The 14,159-nt window shown below is 43.7% G+C and carries 8 protein-coding genes; 7 read left to right on the top strand and 1 reads right to left on the bottom strand.

Going from position 1 to position 14,159, the window contains the following annotated elements; genetic code table 11:
- The first annotated feature begins 257 nt into the window (after positions 1 to 257).
- The 7 genes from BMW86_RS32220 to BMW86_RS32190 all read left to right on the top strand — a co-directional run bounded on the left by BMW86_RS32220 (position 258) and on the right by BMW86_RS32190 (position 12,075).
- Positions 258 to 5,696, top strand: a complete 5,439-nt coding sequence (locus BMW86_RS32220) for an IPT/TIG domain-containing protein (protein WP_089788094.1) — start codon at positions 258 to 260, stop codon at positions 5,694 to 5,696.
- Positions 5,697 to 5,765: 69 nt separating this feature from the next.
- On the top strand, positions 5,766 to 6,710 hold the full coding sequence (locus tag BMW86_RS32215; RefSeq protein ID WP_089788092.1) for a helix-turn-helix domain-containing protein: 945 nt from the start codon (positions 5,766 to 5,768) through the stop codon (positions 6,708 to 6,710).
- 83 nt (positions 6,711 to 6,793) lie between these two features.
- Positions 6,794 to 7,594 carry a type 1 glutamine amidotransferase domain-containing protein gene (locus BMW86_RS32210; protein WP_089788090.1) on the top strand — a complete coding sequence of 267 codons (801 nt, stop codon included), beginning with the start codon at positions 6,794 to 6,796 and terminating at the stop codon, positions 7,592 to 7,594.
- Positions 7,595 to 7,620: 26 nt separating this feature from the next.
- Positions 7,621 to 8,436, top strand: coding sequence for an oxidoreductase (locus BMW86_RS32205; protein WP_089788087.1), 816 nt, complete (start codon positions 7,621 to 7,623; stop codon positions 8,434 to 8,436).
- A 62-nt stretch (positions 8,437 to 8,498) separates the two neighbouring features.
- Complete coding sequence (locus BMW86_RS32200; protein WP_089788085.1) at positions 8,499 to 9,419, top strand: alpha/beta fold hydrolase; 921 nt, start codon at positions 8,499 to 8,501, stop codon at positions 9,417 to 9,419.
- Positions 9,420 to 9,667: 248 nt separating this feature from the next.
- Positions 9,668 to 10,582, top strand: coding sequence for a DUF3472 domain-containing protein (locus tag BMW86_RS32195; RefSeq protein WP_177189465.1), 915 nt, complete (start codon positions 9,668 to 9,670; stop codon positions 10,580 to 10,582).
- A 155-nt stretch (positions 10,583 to 10,737) separates the two neighbouring features.
- Positions 10,738 to 12,075 (top strand): alpha-L-fucosidase, encoded by a 1,338-nt coding sequence (locus tag BMW86_RS32190; protein WP_089788081.1) that lies wholly within the window; start codon positions 10,738 to 10,740, stop codon positions 12,073 to 12,075.
- On the opposite strand, the gene BMW86_RS32185 is transcribed toward BMW86_RS32190, so the two are convergent.
- The gene (locus tag BMW86_RS32185; RefSeq protein ID WP_143056758.1) at positions 12,076 to 14,127 is read right to left on the bottom strand and encodes a GH36-type glycosyl hydrolase domain-containing protein; all 2,052 of its coding nucleotides are present in this window, start codon (positions 14,125 to 14,127) and stop codon (positions 12,076 to 12,078) included.
- Between the last annotated feature and the right edge of the window lie 32 nt (positions 14,128 to 14,159).

Genomic DNA, 14,159 nt, shown 5'->3' with positions numbered 1-14,159 from the left:
GACAAAACGATTATTTTAATCCCCTTAGTAATCGTGTATAGTTAATTACCGGCATGAGGATCATTAACCCGCAGCCGCCTTTGCTTACTCCCAATTCAATACTTTATTGAGATGATTAACGTGAACGGCTAAGCGGGGTGGATAGTCTTTCTTCCCCAAAACCACATAGTAAAACATATACACATTTTATATCAAAAAAAGAATTTAATTCCTATTTTTGATCTGCCGGGTGATGGCAAAAGTTCACCCAATAACCTATGTCTGTTTTTACCTATACTCTAAGTGTAAAAAGGTATATCTATTTCTTATTGCCTATACTTTTTTCCTTACACATTTCAGCTCAACCAGTTATCCATTCTTTTTCTCCCTTATCGGCCAGAGTGGGAGAAACGGTGACGATTTCAGGTACCAATTTTGACCCCGCGGCTTCCGGTAACATTGTATACTTTGGAGCAGTAAAAGCCACAGTAACAGCTTCTTCCCCTACGTTGCTCTCTGTTAAAGTACCTGCCGGGGCCAGTTATCAGCCTGTCAGCGTAACCACAGGACACCTTACCGCCTGGTCACCGGCTTTATTTACCACCACTTTTACCGGCGCTTCTTCCGATCAGGATTACAGCTATGTAGAGCCAGCGGGCAATTTTACCACTGGCCTGCATCCCAATGGGGTGGTCATAGCAGACTTTGACGGGGATGGTAAGCCAGATCTGGCTACTCCCAACAACTATAGCATTGCCGGAACAACAGCCACTGTTTCTGTACTAAGGAACACGAGCACATTGTATTCCATTTCATTTGCACCTAAAACAGATTATGCCAGTGGCTCCCTTACTTACAGCCTGGCTGCGGCAGATATTGACGGCGATGGCCTGCAGGATCTCATAGCAACCAGCATTACGGATAAAACCGTAAGTATATTAAGGAACACCAGCACGCCCGGCACCATTTCATTTGCAGGTAAAGTCAGTTTTAGTACCGGTGATAATCCTTATAGTGTAGCAGTGGGCGATTTTAATGCTGATGGTAAACCCGATCTGGCAGTAGCAAATTATTTGTCCAATTCAATCTCCATATTTAAAAACAAAGGAACTACCGGCAATATTTCCTTTGAGGCAAAAGCGGATATTACCACCGGTTTAATGCCTGGCAGCCTGATAGTTAATGATATCGACGGCGATAACAAGGTAGATATTGCGGTAGTCAATGAATTATCCAATTCACTGTCTGTTTTCAGGAACAGCACCACGACCGGCAATATCAGCTTTGCGAATGGTGTTGCATTTACTACCGCCGCCGGACCAAAAGCTGTTACGGCAGGTGATTTTGATAACGATGGCAAAATAGACTTGGTTGTGTCAAATAATAGTGATAATACCGAATTGGTATCACTGTTCAGAAACACCAGCACTTCCGGAAGCATTAGTATGGTGGCCAACCCTCCGGGTTTTAAAGATGGCTATCATGCCTTTAAAAGCGCGGTAGGTGATCTTGACGGAGATGGGAAGGCGGATATTATTACGCCGGTGAATGCTTCCGCCTACGTACAATTTAATGGCAGCAGCACTAATACCATCGCATTCCCCACTTCTTACAATATCTCCAGCACAAACCCGTATAATGTGGCCATGGGGGATCTGGATGGGGACGGGAAGATCGATTTGGTAGTGCCCTCATTTATCAATGATTATTTACAAATATTCAGGAACCATGTAGGCGAGCCAAATATCAGCGGACTTAGTCCCGGCGCGGGCACCAGTGGCGCCACCATTACTATTTACGGTTACAGGTTTAGCGGGATAACGGGTGTAAGTTTCGGCGGGGTGCCCGCAGCTTCTTTTACCGTTAATTCGGCCAATGTGATCACTGCCGTAATAGGTGCGGGGGCAACCGGCGATGTGGTAGTAACTGCTGCGAATGGAAAATCCACTCTTATCAACGGTTTCACCTGGCAGCCTCCTCCCATTATTGAGAGTTTTAGCCCTACCACTGGTATAGCAGGTACTAAGGTAACAATACGCGGCAGGAACCTGGGATACAACTCACCCAGTGCGGTGAGCTTTGGCGGCGTCCCTGCCACACTCTATAGATTCGAAGACACCCTCATCCAGGCCATAGTAGGCGATGGCGCTTCCGGCGATGTTGTTGTTACGACATCATATGGCAGTGATACCGCTCACGGTTTTACATTTGTACCACCTCCCACCATCACGGCTTTTTCGCCTGGCAGTGGGGGCACGGGAACGATGATCACCATTACCGGTACTGATCTAACCGGCGCCACTGCAGTAAACATTGGAGAAACTCCGGCTGCTTCTTTTACGGTGGTATCTCCTACAACAGTTACTGCATATGTGGGCGGTGGCTCCAGCGGTGCGGTAACAATAACCACACCCGCGGGTACAGATACGATTGACGGGTTTACGTTTAATTATGCTCCTTCGCCGGTTATTACCGCTTTTAGCCCTGAAAAAGGGAAAGCCGGTATTACCGTTACTTTAACAGGTAATAATTTTAATACTACCCCGGCCGGCAACATCGTTTATTTTGGTGCCACCCGGGCAACGGTATTAACCGCATCTGCTACACAATTAACGGTTAAAGTACCGTCCGGAGCAACGTTTGAGCCTATCAGCGTGCTGCATACCGGCAACCACCTGACCGCATTCTCCCGTAAACCATTTATCATAGCTGATACTACCGTAGGTTACCCTGTTACAGAAAATACCTTTTCCGGATACAGCAATGTTGGTAACCCCACCAGTCCAACCAATCTGTTGGCTAAAGATATGAATGGTGATGGCAAACCCGATTTGCTTACCAGCAGTTCGGACCGTCTTAATATTCTATATAATGCAAGTGTAAGCCCTGCCATTACTATCGGCAGCACCGGCGAGTATAGTAGTGTAGCGGTAACCGTTAATACCAGACTGGCTTTGGGTGATCTGGACGGCGATGGGCTGACCGATATTGTTCGCCCTTCAAATAACAGCACGTTATTTGTTTATCGCAACACTGGTACCCCTGCCAGCTGTTCATTTAATACCACATTGACCTTCAGCCCGTTCGGCGACCTCCAGGATGCAGCAATAGGTGATATTGACGGAGATGGCAGACCGGATATAGTAGTGGCCGAATACTACCTTCCTGGTAGTATATCCATACTAAGAAATACCAGCATACCGGGTACCATTTCCTTTGCCAGTCCGATAAGCATTGCTACCGGATCTGCTGCCAGCCGTATCGCAATAGGAGATATTGATAATGATGGATTGGCTGATGTTGTGGCGGGCTGTGAAAGCAATATTGCGGTATTTAAAAACACCAGCACTGCCGGCAATATTTCATTCCGCACGCAGGTTGATCTCAGGGATGTACCCGGCAATTCAAAAGTGGTAATAGCCGATCTGGACAACGATAACAGACTTGACCTGGTGGCATCGTCGGCCACTACGCTGGGTATTTATAAAAACACTGGTCAGCCCGGCACGGTTTCATTTTCCTATGTTGCAGAACGTTCATTACCATTAGCCTTTTTGCCGGATATGAATGTAGCCGATATAAACCTGGATGGCAAGCCGGATATTGTAACAAGTAACGATGCCACGATATCGGTATATGAAAATACCAGCAGCGGCGGTACCATTACCACAGCTTCACCGGTTGCCTTTGGTAGCAACTCGTCCCTGTATAAGATCACTCTGGCAGATATGGACGCAGATGGTAAAACAGATATTCTTTCCGACCATATAGATCGTAATTTGATTGCCGTGATGCATAACCAGGCGGATGTACCTTATATCCGGTATTTCTCACCTGCCGAAGCCGCCCAGGGAGATACTATTGTTATAAACGGTGCAAACCTGGCCGGTGTTACCGGAATACAATTTGGCGGCACAGCTGCTGCCTCCTTCACTATTAACGCAGACACCAGCATTACTGCTGTAGTGGGCAACGGGACATCAGGCAGTATAACAGCTACTTCTGCAAAAGGAACTGGCAGCAAGGATCGCTTTACATTTATTCCGCCATTAAGCATTACTTCTTTTTCGCCTGTAGATGGCGGGGCCGGCACCACTATTACCATTACGGGCGATGGCTTCCGGAATATCACGGGCATTACAATAGGCGGCGTACCGGTTGCTTCCATTGAGGGATATGTCATGTCATCTATAGCGGCTATAGTAGGCACAGGAGCATCAGGTGATGTGGTGATCATGACGGCGAAAGACACCGTAAGGATGGCCGGGTTTACTTACTACCAGCGTCCTGTTATTACCGGTTTCACTCCTGATACCGCTATAGCGGGCAACGAGGTCACTATCATGGGTACGCATTTCACCGGCGCCACAGCGGTTACCTTTGGTGGCATCCCCGTGGACTCATTCACGGTTCATTCAGACTCCCGCATCACCGCTACCATTAAAACGGCGGCATCCGGCGAAGTAAGCGTTATTACGCCCGGAGGTACAGCCACGCTAGCCGGTTTTACATTTATACCTGCGCCGGTTATAACAGGCCGCGCTCCCGGAGGAGGTACCAGGGGAACGCTTATTAGCCTCTATGGCAGAAACTTCAGTAACGCTACGGCCGTGCGCTATGGAGGAGTTCCCGCACAATCATTTACAGTAGTATCAGACCAATTGATCACTACCGTTGTTGGCAATGGCGCTTCCGGTGCAACAGAGGTGGAAGGCCCGGGCGGCATTGGCATCATGGAGTTTTTTGAGTATGCAGAGCCGGCAATTGTCAGTTCTTTTACGCCCACCCAAGCTGCTGCTGGCGCCACCGTTACCATAACAGGCAATAATTTTGCCGACATAAGGCAGGTAACGTTCGGAGGCACAGCAGCTAGATCATATACTTTGTTATCTCCTACCAGCATTATGGCTATAGTAGATAACGGTGCTACAGGATATGTAAGCGTTACCGGCAAAGGCGGCACAGACTCCGCAGCTGGTTTTATTTACATACCGCCCGCCCCGGAGATCACTGATTTTACGCCTGCTAAAGCTGCCACAGGCGCTACCGTTACCATAACAGGCCGCAATTTTGAGGGGGTGAGCAAGGTTACGTTTGGCGGTACAGCAGCACAATCATATACTTTGCTGTCTACTACCAGCATTAGCGCGGTAGTAAACACCGGAACTACGGGATATGTAAGCGTTACTACCGCAGGCGGTACTGACTCTGCAGCTGGCTTCATCTACCTTCCACCTACTCCTGTAATTGCTGCATTTACTCCTGCTAAGGCAGCTACGGGTACAGCCGTAACTATTACGGGTACAAATTTTACGGGCACCACGCAAGTGCTATTTGGCGGAGTTGCAGCATTATCATTTACAGTAGTGTCAGCAGATACCATCATTGCTGTGGTGGGACCAGGAGCTTCCGGCACACTTACGGTGACCACCGCTGAAGGGAGCATATCCAGCAACGGGTTCATCTATCTGCCTGGAGAACAACTGACAGTATATCCTAACCCGGCGCATGATAAATTTTATGTAAAACACCCGGCGAGCACGATGGCGTCACATATTACTTTAATTGACAGAATGGGAAGGACAATGAAAGTGATTGAGGTACCCACCAATACAGAGAGAACAGAAGTGAGTGTAAAAGGGCTGGCTCTGGGAGTTTATGAAGTAATCTGGACTAACGGCAGCAATAAGCTGCGGCAATCGCTTCTTGTGCAATAATAATTAATGTCACCACATTGAAATGCCCTCCAAAAATGGAGGGCATTTCAATAATAAGCAAAACCGCAAATGAAAGATCAATCTAAAGAGGAGGCACTTCCAGAGATCAATAACTTCAATGATTTTTGTAGCTACTTTGGCTTGCCAACACTTCCCCATAAGGATTTCCTGTTTATGAAGGTTGAAGGCAACGAAGAGTTTTTCGGCATTTACAGCAAACCTTTACGGCACAGAATGTATGCCATATCGCTGATCATAGAATGTAACGGTACGTTGAATGCCGGCTTTTGGAAAGTCCAGCCACAGAAACCTGCTATTTATATTAAAACACCTTACCAGGTGGTAAGCTGGAGTTTTGATCCAAAGGTTAAACGGAAGTTCATTATCGTTTTTTCAGAAGATTTTATTGCAGAACATTCATCTCTGGGCAATCTTATCTTTGATTTCCCTTTTTTTCAATTAGACAAAGCTATTCCATTTGAATTGGAAGATAATGATATGCCTACATTAGTAAATGTATTTGAAAATATAGGTCAGATATACAATAACCCAAGCCCTGAACAGTTTAATATTATTGCCAGTTACGTGAAGATTCTTTTACTGCATATAAATGAAATGTACAATAAGTATGTTCGTATAGATAACCAGCTGGCACAAACGATCAACTATTCAAATGATAAAATAACCAACAACTTTTTTACTTTGGTTAAGCGGGACATATTATCACCCACCGACGACGAACACGATTATTCTGTAGCCTGGTTTGCCGAAAAACTAAACGTACACCCCAACCATCTAAGCACCATATTGAAGAAGCAAACCGGTAAAACCGCACAGGAACATATCCATAGTGCGCTTTTAGGCGCCGCCAGGGTATTACTTGTTCAAACTGATTTTTCAATGAAAGAGATCGCCTACCGCCTGTCATTTAAAGACCCCGCCCATTTTGCCAATTTCTTCAAAAAAATGGAGAAAGTAACGCCTCTCCAATACAGGAAATCAAACCAGCTTTGATTTTTGCAATAAGAGCTAGAATCCTCGCAACGTCCCCGCTGTAAGTTCATTGCATCTTTGTGTTGTCAATAAACACAAAAGATATGAACAAAGTAAAAATTTTAGTATATATCTCATCTGCCACACAAGTGCCGCACCGCGAAGGCACTTCACATGAAGCAGGCGTATTTCTCGGTGAATTGGTAGAACCGCTAATGCCTCTTTATAAGGCAGGTTACCACATTGATTTTGTAAGCCCCGACGGTAATACATGTACCATTGACAAAGCCTCTTTCAATTTAATGTACTGGCAGTTTTCAACCAGAAGACTGAATGCTTCCAAAGCTTTTCTGGAGACACTGAACCACCTGGGTATGAACAAACCGATGAAACTGTCTGATCTCCTGCAGAACGATATCCTGTTACATTCTTACGATGTATTATTTATTCCTGGTGGTCATGCACCTATGACCGATGTATTGCACGTGAACTGGATGAAAGGGAATGAATATAATAAAGAGACAGGAAATTTGTTGCTGCATTTTCACCAGAATAACAAACCAACAGCAACCATCTGCCATGGCGGTGCAGCATTAGCAGCTGCTCCGGACATTAACGGGCACTGGGTTTATGACAAATACCGGATGACCTGTGTATCTATGCTCGCAGAAAAACTGGTTGAAGATGTGCCGTTCTTCAACTCAGGCGGTCATTTGCCCGACTATCCTGTTCTTATCCTGGAACGCAGGGGTGGGGTAGTGGAGAATGTTATACTGGGCAAGACGCTGGTAATAGAAGATCGGGAACTGATTACTGCACAGGATCCGACTAGTGCAGCAGAACTGGGTAAACAACTGCTGGCAAAAATTGAAAAATACCTCGCATTGAAAAAAGATCAACAATAACATTTTTACTTAAGCCAATACAAAAAATGAAAAAAGTAATCTTAATAACAGGAGCAAGCTCCGGAATGGGTAAAGAAACCGCCAAAAAACTCATTAAAGAAGGCCATACCGTTTACACTGTTGCCCGCAGAATTGAGCAGATGCAGGACCTTAAACAATCAGGTGGAATACCTATGCACATGGATGTTACCAAAGAAGCGGATATCCAGCGGGTAGTGGATGTCATTATTCAAAAAGAAGGAAAGATAGATGTGCTGTGGAACAATGCTGGTTACGGCATCTATGGCTCTGTTGAGGATATTCCCTTAGAAGATGCCATAAAGCAATTTGATGTAAACCTTTTTGGCCTCGCTTCCATCACACAAAAAGTTGTTCCGTACATGCGTAAAGCAAAATCAGGTACTATCATTAATACATCCTCCATGGGCGGTAAAATGTATTTTCCATTAGGAGCCTGGTACCATGCAAGTAAGCATGCGCTGGAAGGATTCAGTGATTGCTTACGTCTTGAGCTGAAACCTTTCAATATTAATGTGGTGGTGCTTGAACCTGGTTTGATTGCTACCGAATTTGGCAGCACTGTCCTGAGCAGCCTTGATAAAATTTCAAAGCAGAGCCCTTACATAGATATGATGAACAAGATTGCAGAAGGTACCAGGAAGTCGTATGAAACAAATAATTCTTCGAAACCATCAGTAGTATCAAACACTGTGAGCAGGATTGTGAACAGTAAGAAGCCTAAAACGCGTTACCGGTTCGGGAAATTAGCCAAACCGCTTGTTTGGATGAGGATTTTTCTTGGAGACAGGCTGTTTGATAAGATTGTTACCAGTCAAATGTAAATTCAATTCAGACTTTTCTTCTGTACCATTATCTGTAAAGGTGTTATAAAAATCTTTTAAATATGAAAATTAAATTGGTTTACTGTTTACCCGTTTTTTTATTTTTTACACTATCTGTTCAGGCACAAAGTAAACTGTCTGCCGGAGAACATTTTGCCCAGGTGAACGGTTTGAAATTGCATTATTATGTTGAGGGAAGTGGTCCTGTATGCATGATACCTTCTCCTGGCTGGGGAGTATCTGTAGAGGCCTACAGAACGATCAATGTGCTTAAAAAACATTTTACAGTCGTGTGTTATGATACACGTCATACAGGGAAAAGCAGTGGCCCTGATGATTACCGGCAGTACACCGGGAAATATTTTACTGACGACATGGATGCACTGCGGGTTTACCTGGGACAAAAAAAGGTTTGGATTGCCGGTCATTCAGGTGGCGGCTTCCAGGTATTAAGATATGGAATACATTACAGCGCCAACCTTAATGGGATCATTGCGATAGACGCCCTGGCAGCGGCCGATAGTATGTATATGGCAGAAGCCCATAAACAAATGGAGAAGCGGGCCGGAGAGTCTTATTTTACCTGGAAGAAAGCGAATATGGTGCTCGGACTAGACACTTCTTCAAGAACATTGGGGGAAGATCTGTCTGAAACTGCGGAATTCTATTTCCATGATCCTGCGAAAGCAAAATTATTTCCGTCCAATGTAACCCTCAATGATCAGGTGTGGGCTTACACCAATAAGGCTGAATTGTTCTCTGAAAATTTATTGCCTGAACTGCATAACATCACCGCACCCGTATTAATACTCGTTGGGGACGACGACGTAGTGTGTGATGCTATTTCGCAATCGGTACGCATTTATCAACATATTCCGCATGCCAACATTGCAATAATTACTAATGCAGGTCACTTCCCCTGGATCGAACAGCCTGCAGCGTTCAATGCTGCGTGTGAAGCCTGGATAAAAGAGAAAAAATAACCGGAAAACAATAATTGTAATAATCTGATAGAAATGCTCAGAGAAATGAGTAAAGTGGATAAATAAAAACGATATGACGCCTGATCATTCTATTACCTTTTAAAATATTGGATATAAATAATTTAGTAGCTTAGATTTCTTCGGAACTGGTTTGAAAACATTCCAACTGGGGTCACAAATTATTGGTATAAGGCTGGTTCAGTAAAATGAATCAGCCTTATCTATTTTATAATTGCAACTCATTTGATGTGCCTATATGCTCTTACTTTAAAAATTGCCTTGAAATAGCGGCAGTGACCAGGAACGGTGTCTATCTTCCCGATGTATTCTCCGGACCTGCTGCCGTTAATCTAAAATATAATGCCAGCCAGAACAGGGGAGCACCAGCCACACACCTGTTCTTTAACAATTACGGTAACGATGTAGCCTGGTTCTATACAGAGATCTCTGTACCCGAGGGTGCAGACCCTCTTTACTCTTACTATGTGACGAATGGCTTTAACGGGGGCTACCTGGGTATACAGGTAAATTCCCCTACAGAAAGAAAAGTGCTTTTCTCCATCTGGAGCAATTATAGTACAGATGATCCTACCCAGATCCCTCCCGACTATACTGTTAAACTGGTAAAGAAAGAAGCAGAAGTGATTACCAAGGATTTTGGTGGTGAGGGCTCAGGTGGACAAAGCTCCCTGATGTTTAACTGGAGAACAGAAACTACTTATAAATTGCTGGTACATGCAGAAGCGGCTGGTGATCATACGATCTATACTGCTTACATATTTACACCGGAGACTAATAAATGGAACCTCGTTGCAGGATGGGATAAGCCTAAAAACGGTGGGCATCTGCTGGGTGGCCTGTATTCTTTTATTGAGAATTATGGTTCAAACGGTAATGATTTTTTCAAGGCCCGCTACGGCAACCAGTGGGTTTGTTCAAGCACCGGTGTTTGGACGGAAATAAAATCAGCATACTTCTCTACTTCAGCAGATCCTGCGGGGCATGCGCGCTACGACTATGGAGGCGGGGTTTCCGGTCAATGGATCTATATGTTCAGTGGCGGCTTCAAGGAAATGAATAACCTGCCGAAGGGAAGCCTCGTGCAGCGTAATAGTACAGGTACTCCTCCAGATATAAACTTTAACTCACTACCGAATAACTAACCATTTAACCGCCTCAAAACTAATTTGAGGCGGTTTCTTTTTATTCGGATACCTGATGGAGACAACTTTTTGTTTTCACCTATTATTTTACCCATCCCTTCAATCATTTTGACCAAAGTTTTGTTTCCTTATAAGTTTGTTCTACTTTAATTGCTATGGTTAATAGAATATTCCTCATTTCATTGTTATTAGCAGCAGCAATCTTACCATCTTTTTCTCAACGGTTAGTTCCTAACAAAGATCAGATTAACTGGAGTGAAGCAGAGATGGGAGTGATTATACATCTTGATATCAATATCTTTGCACCGGAAACATTTGATTATGCCAGAAAGGAAACGCTTCCTTCGCCGGATGTTTTTACTCCCTCCAGATTGAATACTGATCAGTGGGTAAGGACAGCCAAAGCCGCTGGTGCAAAATATGCAGTATTGACAGTAAAGCATGGCACAGGGTTTTGTCTGTGGCCTTCTGCTGTTAATCCTTATAATATAGGTCATACGAAATGGCATAATGGAAAGGGTGATATCCTGAAAGATTTTATTGCTTCCTGTAAGAAGTATGGTCTAAAGCCGGGGCTGTATTACAATACCAATACAAATACCTATTACGAGGCAGGGCGAAAACCTTTTGTGAACGATAGCGCTCATGAGGTTTTTAAAAGAGCTGTAATTGCACAGCTCGCGGAGCTATGGAGTAATTATGGTCCTATGTTCGAGATCTGGTTTGATGGAGGTTTGCAGGATGGGTTGGAGCCTACGGTGCTGAAAATGATCAGGGAAAAGCAACCACATGCTATTCTGTTCCAGGGACCTTTAAAGGCCGGCAATACAGTCCGGTGGATTGGTAATGAAGATGGGATTGCTGCTTATCCACAATGGAGTACTGCTAATGAAAAGACTGCTTCTGATGGAATTGTAAAAATAGATAACCTGCATGGAGATCCTGATGGACAATATTGGTGCCCGGGAGAATCAGATTTTCCAATACGCAGGAATTATGCATGGAACGGAGGTTGGTTATGGCGAGCAGGTGAAGATAAAGATCTCTTTTCTGTGAATGAACTAATTGATAAATATTATAAAAGTATTGGCAGAAATACAAATATGCTGATAGGAATGGTCGTAGATACGGGGGGATTGATCCCAAGAGCAGATTCATTGGTATTTGATAGTTTGGGCAAGAGGATTAAGGAACACTTCTCCAATCCTCTTGCTATTAAAAATAATGTTTACGGATCTTCCGTAATACTTGCAACTCCTGCTTCCCGGACAGCAAATACACTGATGCTAATGGAAGATCTGGCACATGGTGAACAAATACTGGCTTACAGTCTGCAGGCATGGATAGATGGCACCTGGAAAGAAATAGCCACGGGTGAGTCTGTAGGACATAAAAGGTTACAGGAATTTTTGCCTGTGGCGTCTTCTAAATTCAGATTACTTGTTACCAAGACAAAGGGAAAGGTCTATATCAAAAGTGTAGCGCTTTATTGATTATCGGCGCGAAACATTAACATAATCTTCTGTTAATTTATAATAACAATATAACAGCCATGCATGAGGATGTGCGCAATAAACCGGAATATCACTATAGTCACCAGTCTGATCCGGAAGTCCCTCCATTGGTATTAATGATGATTCGACATTATCTGATGCAGACCAGTACGAGGACCAGTAATTGGGAAAGTAGTGGGAGTAATTACCAAAAGACATCTTTTTCAATAGCCGCCATGCTTCAGGTTTGTCAAACATAGAAATTCCTATAATCAGCGGCCCATTAAGCGCATACCAGAATCCGCCATTTTCCCTGGATCCTCTATCAAATTCTTCATCCTCAAACTCCGGTGCCTGCTGCTCCCTGGCACCTAATTTCTCCCCGTTATAGACACGTTCTTTCAATTCTTTAAGCAATGCAAGTTTTTTTGATTCAGGCAATTCTTTCATTCGCATCATATGTGTTTGCGGCTCAAGAAAAAGGTTTTCATCTCCATATGAACGCCCATTGAAATACATTCTTCTCGAAAAATTACGGTCCCCTAAATCTCTGAAGAACGCGGTATTTAAGTTATCACGATATGCCCCCATAGATGCTGTTAAACGGTCCAGTTGCGCTTGCATAGTTGTAAAATCACTTTTTGAAGCGAGGCTTTTTAGCTGGTCAATTAAATTATCCAGCTCAACGATAGCCATTGCGGAGTTCATGTGAGATTCGCCATTGTATAAAGTACGATTGTATGGGGCCCTGACAATATAGTATATCGCATCATTCCAATCAGAATTCATTAAGCGGACAAGTCCGTGCCTCCCAATACCGATCTCGTCCCTCAGGAACTTGAAACAGTTCTCTGTGGCTTGTAAAACAGATGTTTTATACCCAGCTGACAACGGATAATTATCAACTTGTTCTTCCAAAAAACGGTAGTCACCTGTTACTCTTAAATATTCTGAAAGAAGCTGAAAAAAATAAAGCTGCTGATCACTTGTAAAATAGCTACCTGCATTGGCCATTCCATAGCCCGCCTCGATTAACCTGATCTCTCCCCACGGTGTCGTCTTTTTTATCATATAACGTAATACTGACCTGGTAAGCCCCGGATTATAATAGACCGATGCTAACGCATGCTGCATATGGTCCCTTGCACTGGCATGTATTCCCCAGTCATAATCATAAACGGTACCCTGGGGTATTTCAGTCTCCTTATAATAATCGTTATATTTTGTCATCGCTTCCAGGTTATAAGCATGCCAGATCATCTCGTTTCTTAACAGCGTATCAGATTCTTTTGGAAAACGAGGTAATACTTTGAGCCAATCGGCGTTGAAGTCATTTTGATTATTTGTTTCATCGATTGCCGACTGAATTCCATCACATATAACTTCCATCGAATCAAAGCCGGTACCAAAAGAGTACCCAATAATATATCTAATGGATATTTCCTCATGTGCCTTTAACTTTATAATTGTTGTGGCGGATAACTCGTCCCTGTCATTTCCGCTTTCATTTTTTAACCGGGTATTTGAAGATAATGCTTTTAAGAAAAGTGATGGAGGATAACCATCAGCTATACTAGCGGAGGTTTTATCAGGAAATAACAAAGGATCTGATGCAATTCCTTTGATATCAGCTTTAATGATGTTTTGTTGTTTATTTAAGGATACTGTATTTTGATACTTAACGATTTTGTTCTGCACACTTTTACGTTGTTGCTCCATCATTTCATAATGAGCTACCACCGACTCATTGTAGGATACCTTTAACATTTTACCGGTTGTATTACGCAACTTTACGGTCAGAAGAAAAGCGGGGAAGCCGTCATAAGGATTGGTTGATGGTTTACAGGCTAAGGTTCTTTCACAAATGAAATTATTAGTACGGTAAGTATATTTAGTATAACCACAGCCGAATTCCCTGGTACAGGAATGCGGATCGGCAGCCAAAGAATTCAATCCGGTCAGTTGATAATGCCCCAGCATCTTTCCCCCGTCATTGAACAAATCGATTGACGACGAATTTAAGCCTGAATTTGGCGTGTTTCCCTGGTTCATGCGGCCCCATGCCCTTTGACCGGTTATTAGTT

This window comes from Chitinophaga sp. YR573, from assembly GCF_900110995.1.
In the GTDB taxonomy this organism is placed as follows: domain Bacteria; phylum Bacteroidota; class Bacteroidia; order Chitinophagales; family Chitinophagaceae; genus Chitinophaga.
Note: the sequence above shows the minus strand (reverse complement) of the source record. Positions and strands in the feature narration are given on the sequence as shown.

What these genes read in the sequence shown, in the direction of transcription:
- BMW86_RS32220 (WP_089788094.1), top strand. Translation starts at nt 258, where the DNA reads ATGTCTGTTTTTACCTATACTCTAAGTGTAAAAAGGTATATCTATTTC.
- BMW86_RS32215 (WP_089788092.1), top strand. Translation starts at nt 5,766, where the DNA reads ATGAAAGATCAATCTAAAGAGGAGGCACTTCCAGAGATCAATAACTTC.
- BMW86_RS32210 (WP_089788090.1), top strand. Translation starts at nt 6,794, where the DNA reads ATGAACAAAGTAAAAATTTTAGTATATATCTCATCTGCCACACAAGTG.
- BMW86_RS32205 (WP_089788087.1), top strand. Translation starts at nt 7,621, where the DNA reads ATGAAAAAAGTAATCTTAATAACAGGAGCAAGCTCCGGAATGGGTAAA.
- BMW86_RS32200 (WP_089788085.1), top strand. Translation starts at nt 8,499, where the DNA reads ATGAAAATTAAATTGGTTTACTGTTTACCCGTTTTTTTATTTTTTACA.
- BMW86_RS32190 (WP_089788081.1), top strand. Translation starts at nt 10,738, where the DNA reads ATGGTTAATAGAATATTCCTCATTTCATTGTTATTAGCAGCAGCAATC.
- BMW86_RS32185 (WP_143056758.1), bottom strand. Translation starts at nt 14,127, where the DNA reads ATGAACCAGGGAAACACGCCAAATTCAGGCTTAAATTCGTCGTCAATC.